Genomic DNA, 19639 nt, shown 5'->3' with positions numbered 1-19639 from the left:
GAGGGGTTCCGCAGATTGCCGGCGCAGCGCCCGGGGGCTGCGCCTGAGGGTTATTTGGGGTAGAGCGGCGGCAGGCTGCCGTTGTCGCTGGTGGCCGGCTGGATCTGTTCGGCCGCCGGTATGGTGCCAATGGCACGCCAGAGTTCATCACCCTGCCAATACTGCCCGGTTTCGCTGTAGAGGGCACCGTTCAGACCGTCCAGTGCATCGGACAGCGGCACGAAGCGGGCGGCCATTTCGGCCAGGGTTTCCGGTTGCTGGCGCGCCCAGGCATCCAGGGCCTGACGGGTGGCCTGGGGATCGTTGGCCTGGCACGCGCGCTTGAGGTCATCCAGCAAGGTGCGCGGGCTGGGGCCGGCCTGCGCGGCACGCAAGATGGCCGGTTGCGAACGCGCCCGCCACCAGAGGGCAAAGCCCAGCAGGGTGGTCAAGGCCAGGATGAACGTGCTCAGTTGCCACGGCCAGAGCGGGCGCCCGCTGGTGCTGAGGGGGTCGACGCTGGCCGGCTTGTCGGCGCTCAAGGCCGGGTTGTCCTGGATCTGCAGGCTGCGCGCCGGCAGGCTGCTGTGCTCAAGGTGGTCCTCGCGGGTGTTCCACCAGAACACCTCCTGGGCGGGTAGCTCGAGGGTGCCGCTGTGGGTCGGGACCAGGGCTTCGCGCTCTTCGCGAATTCCGAGCAGGCCACGGTCATTGACCTGATTGCGCAGTTGCGGCTGGTCCGGGTAGCGGCGCAGGCCGACCACTTCGGTGGCCGGTAGCGGCGGTAGCTGGGCGCTGGACAAGCCCTCGGCCTGAACGATCACGGTACGGGTCAGGGAGTCGCCGATCTGGGTTTGTTGCTGGGCCGGGTCCGGGCTCCAGTGTTCTTCCAGGCTCAGGTTGCTGGTCGGCAGCCACGGCGCGTTGGCCGGGTAGTCGGCGGGAATCGGGTTGACGGTAAGGACCAGCGGCGTGGAGCTGACGTGCACCTGTTTGCCGGCCCTGGGGGTGTTCAGTTCTTGATCCGTGTCGGTCTGGGCGGCGGTGGCGCTGAAGGTCAGGACCGGTATGGTCAGATCGCCGCTGTGCTGGGGATAGATGGCGTAGCGCATTTCGATCACACCGTGGCGTACCCCGTCGATATCCTTTTCAAAGGTGCGCGATTCGCCCAGCGGTTCGACCTTGGCGTCGGCCAGCTGCAAGGGGCTCAGGCTGCTGTCATCGTAGAGGGGCACCGAGTGATAGATGCTCAGGGTCAGTACCGCCTGGGCCTGCACATAGACTTCAGGCTGGTCGAGGCTGGCGTCGATGAATACCGGGCCGTGGTTTTCGTTGCTGGCCGCTTCGGCCAGCACCTGCAGGCTGATGGGTTCGCTGCGCAAATCGCCGATCTGCAATGCCGGGACTTCTACGCTGCCGCTCTGGCGTGGCAGCAGGGTGATGATCCAGCGGGTGCCTCCAGCCTGATCGTCAAGGCTGTTGAGGCTGTTGACCTGACGGGTGCCCCGCACCTCGAAATGGGGCTCCAGCGGGCTCAGGTCGGGCTTGCCGAACTGGGTCACGTCCTGGGTCTGCAGGGTCAGCTCCAGGGTTTCGCCAGCGTTCAGGCGGGTGCGGTCGACCGTGGCAAGCAGCGCCGCGGCCTGGGCCTGAACGCAGAGAAAGAGGCCGAGCACAAAGACGCAGACGCGACTCATCGATGGGGTTCCTGATGTTGTTGCTGTTCGTACCAGAACTTGCGTCGCAGCAGTTCGGACGGATTGTCCGGGATCTGCCGCAGCCATTGTTCCAGGGCCTGGCGCTGTTCGGCATCCAGGGTGCTGTCCAGCGGTCGCTTGGGCGGCTGGGTGGTTTGTTCGTCATCGCCATTGTTGGCCAGGTTCTGTGCCTGTTCGCTGTCGCTGTCGGCATCCTTGTCGGCGTCGCTGGGCTGCTGCGCGGGCTTCTCGCTGGCCGGGGCCTGGTTGTTCTGTGCGTTGCTGGCGTTGTCTGCCTGGGCTTCGGGCGAGTTCTGCTCGGTGTCCTGGGGCGGCTGTTCGGGTTTTTCAGCCTGACGCTCCTGCATCAGGCGCTCGACCAGGGCTTTGTTGCTCAGTGCTGCCTGCAACTCCGGTTGACGCTCAAGGGCCTGTTCATAGGCATCCACGGCCGCCTCCAGCTCACCGCTGCGGGCCAGGGCATTACCGCGATTGTAGTGGTCGGCGGCGCTGCTGCCCTGGGCGAACAGGCGGGCGGCGCCATTGAAGTCGCCCGCCTCATAGAGGGCCAGGCCTTTCCATTGACGGTCCACGAAGTGTTCGGCGGCTTCGGCCGGCCGCTGTTGTTCGAGCAGGCGCTGGCCTTGCTGGTCGGGCCGCAGCCACAGGTCATTGAACTCGAAGGCATGGCTCGGCTGCGGCAGTACCAGCAACAGGGGCAGGCAGAACAGCCAGCCGCGCCGTCCGGCGCAGGCCGCCAGCAGAAGCAGCGGTAGCAGCAGCCAATAGCCCTGGTCGGCCCAACTGTCCAGCTGCAGGGTCTGGCCATCGCCGCGCAGTCGTTTGGGCGAGTCGAACAGGCGCAGGCCGCGCAGGTCCAGGTCGTCGATACGGGCGGTGCGGTAGCGTCCACCGGTGCTGTTGATGAATGACCGCAGGCTGGCGCTGTCCAGCCGGGGCATGAGGATGCCGCCCTGGTCATCCTTGAGGAATTCACCATTGGCCTGCTTGACCGGGGTGCCCTCGGCGCTGCCGATCCCCAGCATCAGCAGGCTGGGGCCCTGGCGACCGAGGGCCTGGCTGATGCCTTCACGCTCCTGGGGGCTCAAGGACGACCCCACCAGCAACAGGCGCCCCTGGCCCAGGCCTGCCTGGGCCAGCAGGGCAAGCCCCTTGCGCACAGCCAGATCGGCCCGCTGCCCGGCCTGGGGCATGATCGATGGGGTGAGGGCTTCGAGCAGGTTGCGGCTGGTGGCCAGGTCGTCCGACAGCGGCACCAGGGTGTGGGCGCTGCCGGCATAGACAATGATGGCGGTCTGGCTGTCGCGACGATGCTCGAGCACATCGAGGATCTTGCGCCGGGCCTGTTCCAGGCGGCTGGGCTGGGCATCCTCGGCGAGCATCTGCGGGGTCAGCTCCAGCAGGATCACCAGCGGGTCGGCCGGACGCTGGCGGGTTTCTTCCAAGCGCTGCCAACTGGGGCCCAGCAGTGCCAGCACGGTGAGCAGCCAGGCCAGGCCCAGGGCGATCCACGGCAATTTGCTGGTGCGGCCATTGCCACCGCCGAGCAGCACGGCATGGAAGCTGGGGGGCAGGATCATCTGCCAGCGGCCGGCGCGCTTTTGTCGGTGCCAGAGTTTCCACAGCAGCCAGACGAGCAACGGCAGCACGATCAGCCAGGCCGGGCGCAACCATTGCGGCCATAGGTCAATCATCGGCGTCTCCTCAGACGCAGGCGTTTGAGCCGCTCGCGCCATTGCGGGTGCGGGGCGAGGAAGCTCGGCCGGCGCAGCAGGCGTTGCAGTAGATTGTCCGGCCATTGTTCGCGGATCACCAGCAACAGGCTGAGCAACAGGGCCAGAGCCAGCGGCCAGCTGTACAGCGCTTGGGCGGTACGCGCCTGGGTGGGCTGCTGGGCCACCGGCTCCAGGCGGTCGAGGGCGTTGTCGATGGCTTGCAGTTCCTCGCCGTCACGGGCGCGGAAGTAGGTGCCGCCGGTCTGCTCGGCGATTTCCCTGAGCGAGGCTTCGTCCAGGTCCAGGCTCGGGTTGATGCCGAGCTGGCCTGCGGTGCCGGACGTCTCTGGGTCGGCACCGATGCCGATGGTGTAGATGCGTACGTTCTCCTGGGCAGCCAGGCGTGCGGCGGTCAGTGGGTGGATCTGCCCGCCATTGTTGGCGCCGTCCGTCACCAGCACCAGCACCCGGCTCTGGGCCGGACGCTGGCGCAGGCGCTTGAGCGCCAGGCCAATGGCGTCGCCGATGGCGGTGTTCTTGCCGGCGATACCGATCTGCGCTTCGTCGAGAAAGGTGCGTACGGTACGCCGGTCGAAGGTCAGGGGCGCCTGCAGGTACGCTTGGCTGCCGAACAGGACCAGCCCCACGCGATCACCCTGGCGTTCCTCGAGAAAGTCGCCGAGCAGGGCTTTGACCAGGCTCAGTCGACTGACTTCTTCGCCCTGCCAGTGCATGTCGGGGAAGTCCATGGAGCCGGACACATCCACTGCCACCAGCAAGTCGCGGCCGCTGGCGGCCACCGGCAAGGGCTCACCCAGCCATTGTGGGCGGGCGGCGGCGAACAGCAGCAACAGCCAGACCAGCACAAAGGGGGCCTGTTGCCGCCAGGTCGGCAGGTTCAGGCGCGCGCGGCGTCCGGCAAGGCCTTCGAGTTCATCCAGGAAGCTGACCTTGAGCACCGGCTCGCCGCTGTCGGCGGCAGGCAGCAGCAGGCGTGCCAGCCAAGGCAACGGAAACAGCACGAAGATCCACGGCCAGGCCAACTCAAACATGTTTGCGGATCCAGGTTTCGACCGCCTGATTGAGCCCGGCAATGGCCTTGTCGTCGAGCTTGCACTCGGGTTTGTAGGCGCCTTCGACCAGCACCATCCAGCGGGTCAGGCCGGCGGCCGGGCAGCGGTTGTCGAGAAAGGCCAGCCACTGGCGACCGTTGAGGGTATGGCTGTGGCTGCCGGGATAGTGATTACGGCACAGGCGCTTGAGCAAGGCATTGATCTGCTGCAGCCAGGCACCGGCCGGTTCGCCGTCGTAGGGTTTGGGCAGGCGGGCAAGCTCCGCCAGGGCTTCGACGCGGATCGGGTCCAGGGGCAGCTCGGCGCGCACGATGGGCTTTTTGCCCGGGCGCCAGTGGCGAAAGCGCCACAGGCCCCAGGCCAGCAGCGGCAGCAGGGCCAGTAACACCCACCATCCCGGCGCCAAGGGCCACCAGCCAACAGGCGGCGGGGCGATCAGTGGTTGCAGTTGCTCCAGCGGGTTCACTGGGCTTTCCCCGGTCGTTGCGCATTCAGGTATTCGCGCAATTGCTCGATCATTTCGCTCTGGGTGCTCAAGGGCATCAGCACCACCCGCAGTTTTTGCGCCAGCAGTTCCCAGCGCTCGATGCGTGCATCGCTTTGTTGACGGTAGCTCTGACGCAAGGTGGGGTCGAGGGTGTCGAGCTCAAGCTGTGCACCGTGCTGGGCAAAGCGCAGCAGGCCGGCGGCGGGCAGGGCATGGTCGAGGGGGTCGGACAGCGGCAGCAGGAGCAGGTCGCAGTGGCGCGCCAGCAGGCTCAGCTGTTGCTCCACGGTCGGGCTCAGGGCGCGCTCGTCGCAGATGATGATCGCAAGGCTTCCCGGGCGCAGCACCTCGCGGGCACGGCGCAGGGCCAGGCCCAGGCTGTCGGCCTGGGGCTGGGCCTCGGTGTGCAGTGACTGGTTGACCCGGGCCAGGCGGTTGAGCAGTTGCAGTAGGCTCTGCTTGCTGCGCCGGGGCTTGATCTCGTAGTGCTCGTTATCGCCAAACACCAGGCCGCCGATGCGGTCGTTGTGGCCCAGCGCGGCCCAGCCGATCAGGGCTGCGGCTTGCGCGGCGAGTACCGACTTGAACATCAGCCCGGAGCCGAAGAACAGGCGTTGGCTTTGCTCGACAAGGATGAAAATCGGCCGCTCGCGCTCTTCGTGAAACAGCTTGGTGTGGGGCTCCTGGGTACGTGCCGTCACCCGCCAGTCGATGTTGCGCACATCGTCGCCGGCCTGGTAGACCCGCACCTGGTCGAAATCGACTCCACGGCCACGCAGCTTGGAGTGGTGCAGGCCTACCAGCGGGCTGCGCTGGCCGGGCCGGGAGAACAGCTGCACTTCACGCACGCGATGGCGCATCTCGATCAGCTCGGCGAGGCTGATACGGATTCCGGGCGCGGCCAACAGGCGTTCGGGCATGGCGTCAGGCGACGGCGACGACGTCGAGGATGCGCTGGATCACCCGGTCCTGATCGATCCCGGCGGCCTCGGCCTCGAAGGAAAGAATGATGCGGTGGCGCAGCACGTCGAACAGCACCGCCTGGATGTCTTCGGGGCTGACAAAGTCGCGCCCGGCCAGCCAGGCGTGGGCCCGTGCGCAGCGATCCAGGGCAATGGAGCCACGCGGGCTGGCGCCATAGGCGATCCAGTCGGCCAGCTCCAGGTCGAACTTGGCCGGGGTGCGGGTGGCCATGACCAGTTGCACCAGGTATTCCTCTACCGCATCGGCCATGTACAGGCCGAGAATTTCCTTGCGTGCGGCGAAGATGGCCGTTTGGCTGACCCGCCGTTCGGGCTTGGCCTCGCCATTGAGCGCCTCGCCACGGGCCTGCTGGAGAATACGGCGCTCCACCGAGGCATCCGGGAAGCCGATTTTCACGTGCATCAGGAACCGGTCGAGTTGGGCCTCGGGCAGCGGGTAGGTGCCTTCCTGCTCGATCGGGTTCTGGGTGGCCATGACCAGGAACAACGGCGACAGTTCATAGGTGCTGCGCCCGACACTGACCTGGCGCTCGGCCATGGCTTCGAGGAGGGCGGACTGGACCTTGGCCGGGGCGCGGTTGATTTCGTCGGCCAGCACCAGGTTGTGGAAGATCGGCCCTTGCTGGAAGACAAAGCTGCCGGTTTCCGGGCGATAGATCTCGGTGCCGGTGATGTCGGCCGGGAGCAGGTCGGGGGTGAACTGGATACGATGGAACTCGGCCTCGACGCCTTCTGCCAGTTCCTTGATGGCCTTGGTCTTGGCCAGGCCCGGGGCGCCTTCGACCAGCATGTGGCCGTCGGCAAGGAGCACAATGAGCAAGCGCTCGACGAGTTTTTCCTGGCCCAGGATCTGGGTTGAAAGAAAGGTGCGCAGCGCGATCAGCGCCTCACGGTGTTCCATCGTTGACGATTCCTGGAAATAAGCCAGGGCGTACCGCGTGAAAGCGCCCGGGCGGGGGCTGATACTTTAATGCATCCCGGGGGTTGGGGACTAATGGCGTCGCGTAAATTTGTGCAGGTGCAAAGGTATCGCGGGGCAAGCCCGCTCCTACAGCTGTTTGTAGGAGCGGGCTTGCCCCGCGTGATCACATCACTTCAGTTCTTGAACTTGGAGTGCTTGTAGCCCTGGTCACACAGGGCAAACACCACTACCAGCACTGCCGCTACCGCCAGGATCACCACCACACCATCGGTGGAGTGGGTCGCGGAGCTGGCCACCAGGGCCAGGCCACCCAGCGGCGCCAGGCCGCCGGCCACGGCGGTGCCGATCTCGCGGCCGGTACCAAAGCCCGAGGAGCGGGTCTGGGTCGGGAACTGGCGGCTGAGGAACGAGCCTTGTGGTGCGAACATCATGGGTGCCAACAGGCCGGTACCGATGGCGATGGCCAGGTAGATCATCATCGGCTCGCCGGTGTTGAGCAGGGCCAGGAACGGATAGGCGAACAGCACCGAGAAAATCCCGCCGAGGATCAGCACCGTCTTGCTGCTCCACTTGTCGCACAGCCAGCCGAAGAATGGCACGGCGATAATCGCCACCAGGCTGGCGATGGTCACCGACAGCGAAGTGACATGGGCTTCAACACCTTTGTACTGAGTCAGGTAGGCCAGGGAGAAGGTCTTGAATATGTAGCTCAGGGCGTTGTAGCCGATGGCCACGAAGAACACCACGGCCAGGCCCTTGAGGTCGTTCTTGAACAGCAGCTTGAGCGGCGAGACCTGTTCTTTTTTCGGGGTCTTGTCCAGTTCCTTGAAGTCCGGAGTCTCCGGGATGCTTCTGCGTACCCACAGGCCGACGGCGACCAGCACGATGCTGCAGATGAACGGAATGCGCCAGCCACCGGAGAGCAGGAACTCGTTGCCGTTCATGGTCAGAAGGTACACGGTCAGCGACGACAGCAGCAGGCCCAGGTTCAGGCCCAACGCCGGCCAGGCACCCTGGCTGCCGCGCTTGCCTTCGCTGGCATGCTCATAGGAGGTGACGGCGGCGGCGGAGAGTTCGGCGCCAGCCCCCAGGCCCTGAATCACGCGGACCAGGACGAGGATGATCGGCGCCCAGATGCCGATCGAGGCGTAGCTGGGGATCAGGCCGATCAGGGTGGTGCACACCCCCATCAGGCAGAACGTGATGACCAGCACCTGCTTGCGTCCGAAACGGTCGCCCAGGTAACCGAAGAGGATGCCGCCAAAGGGCCGGGCAATAAAGCCGATGGCAAAGGTGGAAAACGCCAGCAGCGAGGCCACGGCTGGGTTGCTGGGGTCGAAGAACACCTTGGAGAACACGATCGCCGCCATGGTGGCGTACAGGTAGAAATCGTACCACTCCAGCATCGAGCCGAAGATGGTGGCGGCCGCGACCTTGCGCAGGCGCTTCTTTTTCTGTACCGGGGTTTCTGTCGCGGCCGCAGCCGCCTCATGTACCGACATGGGAGGTTTCCTTTTTGTCTTTGTAGTTATGTGTGCAGCTGGGGTTCAGCGGGTCTTGAAGATCCTGTCGGCGATCATCTGGCCGATCGGGATGGCTGAGGTGGCGGCCGGGGACGGTGCGTTGCAGACATGCACCATGCGCGGCGTCTCGGCGAACAGGAAGTCATGCACCAGGGTGCCGTCACGCATCACTGCCTGGGCACGGATGCCTGCCTCGTAGGGCAGCAGGTCTTCGATGTTCAACGACGGGCAATACTTGCGGCACTGCTCCAGGTAGCCGCCCTTGAACAGCGAGTTCTTCATTTCGGTGGTGCCGGAACCCAGGTTGTTCCAGATGGTTTTCCAGAAGCCGGGGAAGCGTGCGTACTCGGCAACATCACGCCAGTTCACCGAGAACTTCTTGTAGTTCTCGCGGCCCAGCCCCAGTACGGCGTTCGGGCCGACCGTGACGCTGCCGTCGATCATTCGCGTCAGGTGCACGCCCAGGAACGGCAGCTCCGGATCAGGAATCGGGTAGATCAGGTGGTTGACGATGTCGTTCTTGCTCGCCGGAAGGCGGAAGTACTCGCCGCGAAACGGGATGATCTGGTGATCGATCTTCACGCCTGCCAGCGCGGCCAGGCGATCCGACTGTAGGCCGGCGCAGGCCACCAATTGGCGGGCGCGCCAGACCTTGTCGTCACTGCTGACGGTGACGTTATCGCCGTTCTCGACAATCGCGCGCACGGTGGTCGACATATGGACTTCACCGCCTGCGGCCTGGATCACCCGGGCCATGGCCTGGCAGACCTGCTTGTAGTCGACGATGCCGGTGGCATCGAGAAACAGGCCGCCTAGGCCGACGATGTTCGGCTCGCGGCGCTGCAGCTCAGTGGCGTCCAGGCGCTCGACTTTCAGGCCGTTTTGCTGCGAACGCTCGTACAGGGCGTGCATGCGCTGTACTTCCAGCGGCGTGGAGGCCACCAGCAATTTGCCGCAGACGTCGAACTTGATCTGGTGCTCGGTGCAGAAGTCCTTGGTGGCCTGGGCGCCACGCTTGCACAGGTCGGCCTTGAGGCTTCCCGGGGCGTAGTAGATGCCCGCGTGGATCACGCCACTGTTGTGGCCGGTCTGGTGGCGGGCAAGGCTGTTTTCCTTTTCCAGGATCACCAGCGAGGCGCCAGGCTGGCGTTCGAGCAGCGCCATGGCGGTGGCGAGGCCGACGATGCCGCCGCCGATGATGCAGTAGTCGTAGATCATGCAGGTGTCACCTTGGCTTGTTCTTATCAGAGAGTCTGCTTATCAGGTTGTCAGACTAAGTAGGTCAAACAAAAGGGCGCTGTGCACCAGCGCCCGCTCTATACGGAAAATCAAAGGGTCAGTCGATACTTGGCAAATCCAGCTTCAGGCGTTTGGCCGATGCGCGCAGGTGGGCTTCGGCGCAGGCGGCTGCTGCATGATGGTCGCCGTCGGCAATGGCCTGGTACAACGCCTGGTGTTCACGGTTGGCATCGGCCGAACCTCCCACCGAGTGGGCGGCGGAGTTTTCCCAGGCAGTCTTGCGCGCGGCAGCCAGTTGCCCGCGAAGAAAGTCGTGGAAGGCAATGAAGTAATCGTTTTTGCTGGCTTCGGCGATGGCGCGGTGGAAGGCGACGTCGGCGGCAGCAGCGGCGGCAAAGTCGCTGCGCTTGTCGAGCATCTCTTGCAGGGCGGTGTTCATGCGCGCCAGGTCCCCGGCATCGCGGCGCTGGGCGGCAACGGAGGCGGCCTGGGTTTCGATCCACAGGCGCACTTCAAACATCTGCACCAGGTCCGGGCTGCGGCCCTGGGTAGCGGGGAAGCGGAACACGGTGCCGGTCGGGGTTTGCGAAATGTACGAGCCCAGGCCCCGGCGCGCGATCAATACACCATCGGCCTTGAGCTGGGCCACCGCCTCGCGCACCACCGAACGGCTGACGTTCAGCTGTTCGGCCAGTTGCTGTTCGGTGGGCAGGCGCGATTCGGCCGCCAGGCGTCCGGAGTCGATCTCTGCACGGATGGCACCGACGACGCGTTCGACCAGCGTATCGGGGCGCTGAAGCTCAAGCATGGGGGTATTGCTCATTAATCAGGTTGTCAGACAATGCCTTTGGCGCGGTTCCTTGTCAAGAAACCGCAGCGCCGATTACAGCTCGCTGACGTAGGTGCCGGTGCCCTGGAGGATGTTGTGCAGGGTCTCTTCGACCTCGGCCAGGTCGGTGCCATCGCTGCTCAGGGTGATCTCGAGGTGATCATCGCCGTTGAACACGTCGGCATCGCCCGGTGCCACTTCGATCAGCAGGCGGCTGGCGCTCAGGGTGACCTTGAGGCCATCGACAGTGCAGGGCTCGTCGTCCAGGGTGATGTCCACCGTGTCTTCGTCCGGGTAGCGGGTCATGAGGAACATCTGGCCCTTGTCACTGTGGCAGCACAGGGTGGCCATGTTGTCTTCTTCATCATCGCAAGGGGTGGCGAAGAGCAGGGCGGTGGTCAGTTGCATGGGCGACTCGATAAATAAGTTGAAACACGATTCTGCCAGTCTTCGGCCCCCGGATAAACGGGCTGTTGCACCTCAATGTCCGAATATGTCGCAGCACCGCAAGCAGGGGCGGGCGGGCACTCGTTAAGCTGCGCTGTCGATGGACACCCGTAAAGACACAGCCCCTCTGGCGCAGTCGTCTTTGCAGATGCCCATCCGTGGAAGGGGGGATGTGACCCGTGAGTCGCGTTTTGCACCTGTTCTTCCGGTTTTACCGTCTTTCGGCTACGGGTTGGCTATCGTTGATCCGTATACGGCGGACGCGCACGACGCTTCACTCCATAACAAAGCCCAAGCGGAGTACCACAGATGGCGTTTTTCACCGCAGCCAGCAAGGCCGACTTCCAGCATCAACTGCAAGCGGCGCTGGCGCAGCACATCAGCGAACAGGCACTGCCACAAGTGGCGCTGTTCGCCGAACAGTTCTTCGGCATCATCTCTCTTGACGAACTCACCCAGCGCCGCATGTCGGACCTGGCCGGTTGCACCCTCTCTGCCTGGCGCATCATCGAACGTTTCGATCACACCAAGCCTGAAGTTCACGTCTACAACCCCGATTACGAGCGCCATGGCTGGCAGTCGACCCACACGGCGGTCGAAGTCCTGCACCATGACCTGCCTTTTCTGGTCGACTCGGTCCGCACCGAGCTCAATCGCCGCGGCTACAGCATCCATACCCTGCAGACCACCGTACTGAGCGTGCGTCGCGGGGCCAAGGGCGAGCTGCTGGAAATCCTGCCCAAGGGCACCCAGGGCGAGGGCGTGCTGCAAGAGTCGCTGATGTACCTGGAAATCGACCGCTGCGCCAACAACGCCGAGCTCAACGTGCTCACCCGCGAGTTGGAGCAGGTGCTGGCCGAAGTACGCGTTGCCGTTGCCGATTTCGAGCCGATGAAGGCCAAACTGCGTGAAATCGCCGCGCTGGTCGAGCAAACCCCGTATGCCCCGGCCCAGGGTGAAAAGACTGAAGTCAGCGCCTTCCTCGAATGGCTGCTGGGCAATCATTTCACCTTCCTCGGTTATGAAGAGTTCGTGGTCCATGGCGATGCCCAGGGCGGCCAGCTGGTGTATGACGAAAACTCCTTCCTCGGCCTGACCCGCCTGCTGCGTGCCGGCCTGACCGCCGAAGACCTGCGCATCGAAGACTACGCCGTTAACTATCTCAACGAGCCGCTGCTGCTGTCGTTTGCCAAGGCGGCTTACCCAAGCCGTGTACACCGCCCGGCGTACCCCGACTACGTGTCGATCCGCCAGCTGGATGCCGACGGCAAGGTCATCAAGGAATGCCGTTTCATGGGCCTGTACACCTCTTCGGTGTACGGCGAGAGCGTCCGCAACATCCCCTACATCCGTGGCAAAGTGGCCGAAGTCGAGCGTCGCTCGCATTTCGACCCCAAGGCACACCTGGGCAAGGAACTGGCGCAGGTCCTGGAAGTGCTGCCGCGCGACGACCTGTTCCAGACCCCGATCGACGAGCTGTTCACCACCGTGATGTCGATCGTGCAGATCCAGGAGCGCAACAAGATCCGCGTGTTCCTGCGCAAGGACCCGTACGGCCGCTTCTGCTACTGCCTGGCCTATGTGCCGCGTGACATCTACTCCACCGAGGTGCGCCAGAAGATCCAGCAGGTGCTGATGGAGCGCCTCAAGGCCAGCGATTGCGAGTTCTGGACCTTCTTCTCCGAGTCGGTGCTGGCCCGCGTGCAGCTGATTCTGCGCGTCGATCCGAAGAACCGCATCGACATCGACCCGCAGCAACTGGAAAACGAAGTCATCCAGGCCTGCCGTTCATGGCAGGACGACTATGCCAGCCTGACCGTCGAGAGCTTCGGTGAAGCCCAGGGCACCAATGTCCTGGCCGACTTCCCGAAAGGTTTCCCGGCGGGCTACCGTGAGCGCTTCGCCGCCCACTCGGCCGTGGTCGACATGCAGCATGTGCTGACCCTGTCCGAGCGCAAGCCGCTGGTGATGAGCTTCTACCAGCCGCTGACCCACGGCGGTAAACAACAGCTGCATTGCAAGCTGTACCACGCCGACACCCCGCTGGCGCTCTCGGACGTGCTGCCGATTCTGGAAAACCTTGGCCTGCGTGTGCTGGGCGAGTTCCCGTACCGCCTGCTCCATGCCAATGGCCGCGAGTTCTGGATTCATGATTTTGCCTTCACCTACAGCGAAGGCCTGAACCTGGACATCCAGCAACTCAACGACACCCTGCAGGATGCGTTTGTCCATATCGTCAATGGCGATGCGGAAAACGACGCCTTCAACCGTCTGGTACTGACGGCCGGCCTGCCGTGGCGCGATGTGGCGCTGCTGCGTGCCTATGCCCGCTACCTCAAGCAGATCCGCCTGGGCTTCGATCTTGGCTATATCGCCAGCACCCTGAACAACCACACCGACATCGCTCGCGAGCTGACCCGGTTGTTCAAGACCCGCTTCTACCTGGCGCGCAAACTCACCGGCGAAGACCTCGACGACAAGCAGCAACGCCTGGAGCAGGCGATCCTCACGGCACTGGATGATGTCCAGGTGCTCAACGAAGACCGCATCCTGCGTCGCTACCTGGACCTGATCAAGGCCACCCTGCGTACCAACTTCTACCAGACCGACGCCCAGGGCCAGGCCAAGTCGTACTTCAGCTTCAAGTTCAACCCCAAGCTGATTCCCGAACTGCCCAAGCCTGTGCCCAAGTTCGAGATTTTTGTCTACTCCCCGCGTGTCGAGGGCGTCCACCTGCGCTTTGGCAACGTGGCCCGTGGCGGCCTGCGCTGGTCGGACCGCGAGGAAGACTTCCGTACCGAAGTGCTGGGCCTGGTAAAAGCCCAGCAGGTGAAGAACTCGGTCATCGTTCCAGTCGGTGCCAAGGGCGGCTTCCTGCCGCGCCGCCTGCCCCTGGGCGGCAGCCGCGACGAGATCCAGGCCGAAGGCATCGCCTGCTACCGGATCTTCATTTCCGGCCTGCTGGACATCACTGACAATCTCAAGGACGGCGCCCTGGTGCCGCCGGCCAATGTCGTGCGTCACGACGATGACGACCCGTACCTGGTGGTGGCGGCCGACAAAGGCACCGCGACCTTCTCCGATATCGCCAACGGCATCGCCATCGACTACGGCTTCTGGCTGGGTGATGCGTTCGCCTCCGGCGGCTCGGCCGGTTACGACCACAAGAAAATGGGCATCACTGCCCGGGGCGCCTGGGTCGGTGTGCAGCGTCACTTCCGTGAGCGCGGCATCAACGTCCAGGAAGACCCGATCACCGTGGTGGGCGTGGGCGACATGGCCGGTGACGTGTTCGGCAACGGCTTGCTGATGTCGGACAAGCTGCAGCTGGTGGCCGCGTTCAACCACCTGCACATCTTCATCGACCCGAACCCGGAGCCGGCCAGCAGCTTTGCCGAGCGCAAGCGCCTGTTCGACCTGCCGCGTTCGGCCTGGAGCGATTACGACACCAGCATCATGTCCGAAGGCGGCGGGATCTTCCCGCGCAGCGCAAAAAGCATCGCGATCACCCCGCAGATGAAAGAGCGCTTTGCCATCGAGGCCGACAAGCTGACCCCGACCGAGCTGCTCAATGCACTGCTCAAGGCACCGGTTGACCTGCTCTGGAACGGCGGTATCGGCACGTACGTCAAGTCCAGTGAGGAAAGCCACGCCGATGTCGGTGACAAGGCCAACGACGCCTTGCGCGTTGACGGCAATGAGTTGCGCTGCAAGGTGGTGGGCGAGGGCGGCAACCTGGGCATGACCCAGTTGGGCCGGGTCGAATTCGGTCTCAACGGCGGCGCCACCAACACCGACTTCATCGACAACGCCGGTGGTGTGGACTGCTCGGACCATGAGGTCAATATCAAGATCCTGCTCAATGAAGTGGTGCAGGCCGGCGACATGACCGAGAAGCAGCGTAACCAGCTGCTGGGTAGCATGACCGACGAAGTGTCCGGCCTGGTGCTGGGCAACAACTACAAGCAGACCCAGGCGTTGTCGCTGGCTGCCCGTCGTGCCCGGGAGCGCATTGCCGAGTACAAGCGGCTGATGGCAGACCTGGAAAGCCGCGGCAAGCTGGACCGTGCCATCGAGTTCCTGCCGACCGAAGAGCAGTTGGCCGAGCGCATTGCCGCCAACCAGGGCCTGACCCGTGCCGAATTGTCGGTGCTGATCTCGTACAGCAAGATCGACCTCAAGGAAGCGTTGCTCAAGTCGTTGGTGCCTGATGACGACTACCTGACCCGCGACATGGAAACCGCGTTCCCGCCGTCGCTGGTCAACAAGTTCGCCGAGGCCATGCGCCGCCACCGCCTCAAGCGCGAAATCGTCAGCACCCAGATTGCCAACGATCTGGTCAACAACATGGGCATCACCTTCGTCCAGCGCCTGAAGGAGTCCACTGGCATGAGCCCGGCGAACGTTGCCGGCGCCTATGTGATCGTGCGTGACATCTTCCACCTGCCGCACTGGTTCCGTCAGATCGAGGCGCTGGACTACCAGGTGCCGGCTGAAATCCAGCTGACCCTGATGGACGAGCTGATGCGCCTGGGACGTCGGGCCACGCGCTGGTTCCTGCGCAGCCGCCGCAACGAGCAGGATGCCGGTCGCGACGTAGCGCACTTCGGGCCGAAGATCGCGCAGCTGGGGCTGAAACTCGACGAACTGCTGGAGGGGCCGACCCGCCAGCGCTGGATGACCCGCTACCAGGGCTTCGTCGAGGCCGGAGTGCCGGAATTGCTGGCGCGCATGGTTGCCGGTACCACCCACCTGTACACCTTGCTGCCAATCATCGAGGCGTCCGACGTCACTGGCCAGGACCCGGCCGAAGTGGCCAAGGCCTTCTTCGCCGTCGGCAGTGCACTGGACCTGACCTGGTACCTGCAGGAAATCAGTAATCTGTCGGTTGAAAACAACTGGCAAGCCCTGGCCCGCGAGGCCTTCCGCGATGACATCGACTTGCAGCAGCGGGCGATCACCATCTCGGTCCTGCAGATGGTCGATGCCCCTGAAGACATGGACGCACGGGTGGCCTTGTGGATGGAGCAACACCGCGTGATGGTCGAACGCTGGCGCGCCATGCTTGACGATCTGCGGGCCGCGACCGGTACCGATTACGCCATGTATGCGGTAGCCAACCGCGAACTGGTGGATCTGGCCATGAGCGGGCAGGCGGCGGTGGTGCCGTCCTGAGTCTGAGCTGAAATGAAAAAGCCCCGGCACTTGCCGGGGCTTTTTTGTGGGAGCGGGCGTGGCCCGCGATTGCGGTTTGCCGGCTCCCCTGTATCGCGGGGCAAGCCCGCTCCTACTTGAAGCGGCGCTCTACGCCTTTTTCGACCAGGATCTTTGCCGCGATCTCTTCCACCGAGAAATGGGTGGAGTTGATGTTGGGGATGTTTTCGCGGCGGAACAGGTTCTCTACCTCGCGTACTTCAAACTCGCACTGGGCAAAGCTCGAGTAGCGGCTGTTGGGCTTGCGTTCATGGCGAATGGCCGTCAGGCGATCCGGGTCGATGGTCAGGCCAAACAACTTGTTCTGGTGGTTTTTCAGCGCCTGGGGCAGTTGCAGGCGCTCCATGTCGTCTTCGGTCAGCGGGTAGTTGGCCGCACGGATACCGAATTGCATGGCCATGTACAGGCAGGTCGGGGTCTTGCCGCAGCGCGATACGCCCACCAGGATCAGGTCGGCCTTGTCGTAGTAGTGGGTGCGGGCGCCATCGTCGTTATCGAGGGCGAAGTTGACCGCCTCGATACGCTCCATGTAGTTGGAGTTGCCGCCAATGGAGTGGGATTTGCCTACCGAGTACGAAGAGTGCGCGGTCAGCTCCTGCTCCAGCGGGGCCAGGAAGGTCGAGAAGATATCGATCATGAAGCCGTTGGACGTGGCCAGCACCTCACGGATGTCCTGATTGACGATGGTGTCGAAGATGATCGGCCGCATGCCGTCCCTTTCGGCGGCCGCATTGATTTGTTGTACCATGGCCCGCGCTTTTTCCACGCTGTCGATGTACGGGCGTGTGAATTTATTGAACGGAATGCTATCGAATTGGGCAAGCAGGCTTTGCCCCAGCGTCTCGGCCGTGATGCCGGTGCCGTCGGAAATAAAGAAAGCAGTTCGTTTCATTTGCGCCTTGGGCCTTAAGCTGATGACGAATCTTGTTTATGATAGGTTCGGTTTGCCGAACGAGGTGTTCGGCATTCTCACTTATTTTCCAGGTCCAGGCCACAAGCGCCCGGTCAAGTCAGAGCTGGCAGGCGGGCGACCTGAGCTTTTCCAACACAGTTAGTGGAGAGATCACCTTGGTAGAGTACGTAGTTTCCCTCGATAAGCTCGGCGTCCATGATGTGGAGCATGTGGGGGGCAAGAACGCATCCCTCGGCGAGATGATCAGTAACCTCGCGGGCGCCGGTGTATCGGTTCCCGGCGGCTTTGCCACTACGGCTCAGGCGTACCGTGATTTTCTCGAGCAGAGTGGCCTGAACGCCCAGATCCATGAAGCGCTGGATGCGCTGGATGTGGACGATGTCAACGCGCTGGCCAAGACCGGTGCCCAGATCCGTCAGTGGATCATGGAAGCCGAGTTTCCTGAGCGCCTGAACAGCGAAATCCGCGTTGCCTTTGAGCAGATGTCCCAGGGCAACCCGAACATGGCCGTTGCCGTGCGTTCCTCGGCCACCGCCGAAGACCTGCCCGATGCCTCGTTTGCCGGTCAGCAGGAAACCTTCCTGAACATCCGTGGCGTGGAAAACGTCATTCGCGCCGCCAAGGAAGTGTTTGCTTCCCTGTTCAACGACCGCGCCATTTCCTACCGTGTCCACCAGGGCTTCGACCACAAGCTGGTCGCCCTGTCTGCCGGTGTGCAGCGCATGGTGCGTTCGGAAACCGGTACTGCCGGCGTGATGTTCACCCTGGACACCGAGTCGGGCTTCCGTGACGTGGTCTTCATCACCGGCGCCTACGGCCTGGGTGAAACCGTCGTACAAGGTGCGGTCAACCCGGACGAATTCTACGTTCACAAGGGCACCCTGCAAGCTGGCCGTCCGGCCATCCTGCGCCGCAACCTGGGCAGCAAGGCCATCAAGATGGTCTACGGCGAAGAAGCCAAGGCCGGTCGTTCGGTCAAGACCGTCGATGTCGACAAGGCCGACCGCACCCGTTTCTGCCTGAGCGACGCCGAAGTCAGCGAGCTGGCCAAGCAGGCGATGATCATCGAGCAGCACTACAAGTGCCCGATGGACATCGAGTGGGCCAAAGACGGCGACGACGGCAAGCTGTACATCGTTCAGGCCCGTCCTGAAACCGTGAAGAGCCGCGCCCAGGCCAATGTCATGGAGCGTTACCTGCTCAAGGAAACCGGCACTGTGCTGGCCGAAGGTCGTGCCATTGGCCAGCGCATCGGCGCCGGCAAGGTGCGGATCATCAAGGACGTGTCCGAAATGGACAAAGTCCAGCCGGGTGACGTGCTGGTCTCCGACATGACCGACCCGGATTGGGAGCCGGTGATGAAGCGCGCCAGCGCCATCGTGACCAACCGTGGTGGTCGTACCTGCCACGCCGCGATCATCGCCCGTGAACTGGGTATCCCGGCGGTGGTGGGTTGTGGCAACGCCACCCAGCTGCTCAAGGATGGCCAGGGCGTGACCGTTTCCTGCGCCGAAGGCGATACCGGCTTCATCTTCGAAGGCGAGCTGGGCTTTGACATCCGCCAGAACTCGGTCGATGCGATGCCTGACCTGCCGTTCAAGATCATGATGAACGTCGGCAACCCGGACCGTGCGTTCGACTTTGCCCAGTTGCCCAACGCCGGTGTCGGCCTGGCGCGTCTGGAGTTCATCATCAACCGCATGATCGGTGTGCACCCCAAAGCGCTGCTGAACTACGCCGGCCTGCCACCAGAGCTCAAGGAGAGCGTCGACAAGCGCATCGCCGGCTACAACGACCCGGTCGGTTTCTACGTCGAGAAGCTGGTTGAAGGTATCAGCACCCTGGCGGCGGCGTTCTGGCCGAAGAAAGTCATCGTGCGTCTGTCGGACTTCAAGTCCAACGAATACGCCAACCTGATCGGCGGCAAGCTCTACGAGCCGGAAGAGGAAAACCCGATGCTGGGCTTCCGCGGTGCTTCGCGCTACATCAGCGAATCGTTCCGCGATTGCTTCGAGCTCGAGTGCCGCGCACTCAAGCGCGTACGCAACGAGATGGGCCTGACCAACGTCGAGATCATGGTGCCGTTCGTACGCACCCTGGGCGAAGCCAGCCAGGTTGTCGACCTGCTCGCCGAAAACGGCCTGGCCCGTGGCGAAAACGGCCTGCGCGTCATCATGATGTGCGAGCTGCCGTCCAACGCCATCCTCGCCGAAGAGTTCCTGGAATACTTCGACGGCTTCTCCATCGGTTCCAACGACCTGACCCAGCTGACCCTGGGGCTGGACCGTGACTCGGGGATCATTGCTCACCTGTTCGACGAGCGTAACCCTGCGGTCAAGAAGCTGCTGGCCAATGCCATCCAGGCCTGTAACAAGGCGGGCAAGTACATTGGCATCTGCGGCCAGGGCCCATCGGACCACCCTGATCTGGCCAAGTGGCTGATGGAGCAGGGCATCGAGAGCGTTTCGTTGAACCCGGACTCGGTGCTCGAGACCTGGTTCTTCCTCGCTGAAGGTCAGGATGCAATCTGATGTACTGAAGTGAAAGGCGCGGCCGCCAAATTCGTGGCCGCGCCTTTCGTTGATCTTCCAGGGCGA

Annotated in this window: 13 protein-coding genes; 2 read left to right on the top strand and 11 right to left on the bottom strand. The window is 63.5% G+C overall.

All coding sequences use genetic code 11. The features are described 5' to 3' along the window. Window positions 1–50: 50 nt before the first annotated feature. The 10 genes from U9R80_RS19405 to U9R80_RS19360 all read right to left on the bottom strand — a co-directional run bounded on the left by U9R80_RS19405 (window position 51) and on the right by U9R80_RS19360 (window position 10876). Window positions 51–1676 (bottom strand): BatD family protein, encoded by a 1626-nt coding sequence (locus U9R80_RS19405; protein WP_301841721.1) that lies wholly within the window; start codon window positions 1674–1676, stop codon window positions 51–53. Beyond that, entirely contained in the window at window positions 1673–3391 is a 1719-nt protein-coding gene (locus U9R80_RS19400; protein ID WP_301841720.1) for a vWA domain-containing protein, read from the bottom strand. Before U9R80_RS19400 ends, U9R80_RS19405 begins: the two co-directional genes overlap by 4 nt. Then, on the bottom strand, window positions 3388–4464 hold the full coding sequence (locus U9R80_RS19395) for a vWA domain-containing protein (protein ID WP_301841719.1): 1077 nt from the start codon (window positions 4462–4464) through the stop codon (window positions 3388–3390). The genes U9R80_RS19400 and U9R80_RS19395 overlap by 4 nt, the downstream gene beginning before the upstream one ends. Next, on the bottom strand, window positions 4457–4951 hold the full coding sequence (locus tag U9R80_RS19390) for a DUF4381 domain-containing protein (RefSeq protein ID WP_301841718.1): 495 nt from the start codon (window positions 4949–4951) through the stop codon (window positions 4457–4459). The genes U9R80_RS19395 and U9R80_RS19390 overlap by 8 nt, the downstream gene beginning before the upstream one ends. Then, the gene (locus U9R80_RS19385) at window positions 4948–5892 is read right to left on the bottom strand and encodes a DUF58 domain-containing protein (RefSeq protein ID WP_301841717.1); all 945 of its coding nucleotides are present in this window, start codon (window positions 5890–5892) and stop codon (window positions 4948–4950) included. The genes U9R80_RS19390 and U9R80_RS19385 overlap by 4 nt, the downstream gene beginning before the upstream one ends. A gap of 4 nt (window positions 5893–5896) precedes the next feature. After that, on the bottom strand, window positions 5897–6856 hold the full coding sequence (locus U9R80_RS19380; protein WP_028945859.1) for an AAA family ATPase: 960 nt from the start codon (window positions 6854–6856) through the stop codon (window positions 5897–5899). A gap of 194 nt (window positions 6857–7050) precedes the next feature. Further along, complete coding sequence (locus U9R80_RS19375; RefSeq protein ID WP_301841716.1) at window positions 7051–8379, bottom strand: MFS transporter; 1329 nt, start codon at window positions 8377–8379, stop codon at window positions 7051–7053. 45 nt (window positions 8380–8424) lie between these two features. Continuing rightward, on the bottom strand, window positions 8425–9618 hold the full coding sequence (lhgO, locus tag U9R80_RS19370; protein ID WP_301841715.1) for an L-2-hydroxyglutarate oxidase: 1194 nt from the start codon (window positions 9616–9618) through the stop codon (window positions 8425–8427). A gap of 118 nt (window positions 9619–9736) precedes the next feature. Next, window positions 9737–10447 (bottom strand): FadR/GntR family transcriptional regulator, encoded by a 711-nt coding sequence (locus U9R80_RS19365; protein ID WP_301841714.1) that lies wholly within the window; start codon window positions 10445–10447, stop codon window positions 9737–9739. Between the two features lie 75 nt (window positions 10448–10522). Further along, window positions 10523–10876 carry a hypothetical protein gene (locus U9R80_RS19360; RefSeq protein ID WP_301841713.1) on the bottom strand — a complete coding sequence of 118 codons (354 nt, stop codon included), beginning with the start codon at window positions 10874–10876 and terminating at the stop codon, window positions 10523–10525. Window positions 10877–11224: 348 nt separating this feature from the next. Here U9R80_RS19360 and U9R80_RS19355 point away from each other — a divergent pair, with 348 nt between their 5' ends. Then, complete coding sequence (locus tag U9R80_RS19355) at window positions 11225–16090, top strand: NAD-glutamate dehydrogenase (protein WP_301841711.1); 4866 nt, start codon at window positions 11225–11227, stop codon at window positions 16088–16090. A gap of 112 nt (window positions 16091–16202) precedes the next feature. On the opposite strand, the gene ppsR is transcribed toward U9R80_RS19355, so the two are convergent. Beyond that, the gene (gene ppsR / locus U9R80_RS19350) at window positions 16203–17021 is read right to left on the bottom strand and encodes a posphoenolpyruvate synthetase regulatory kinase/phosphorylase PpsR (protein ID WP_301841709.1); all 819 of its coding nucleotides are present in this window, start codon (window positions 17019–17021) and stop codon (window positions 16203–16205) included. A gap of 176 nt (window positions 17022–17197) precedes the next feature. Between ppsR and ppsA the strand changes: the two genes are divergently transcribed. Next, the gene (gene ppsA / locus U9R80_RS19345; protein WP_301841707.1) at window positions 17198–19573 is read left to right on the top strand and encodes a phosphoenolpyruvate synthase; all 2376 of its coding nucleotides are present in this window, start codon (window positions 17198–17200) and stop codon (window positions 19571–19573) included. Window positions 19574–19639: the final 66 nt, after the last annotated feature.

The organism is Pseudomonas sp. JQ170C (genome assembly GCF_035581345.1).
GTDB lineage: Bacteria > Pseudomonadota > Gammaproteobacteria > Pseudomonadales > Pseudomonadaceae > Aquipseudomonas.
The sequence above is the reverse complement of the archived record's forward strand: the minus strand, read 5'-3'. Positions and strand labels throughout refer to the sequence as shown.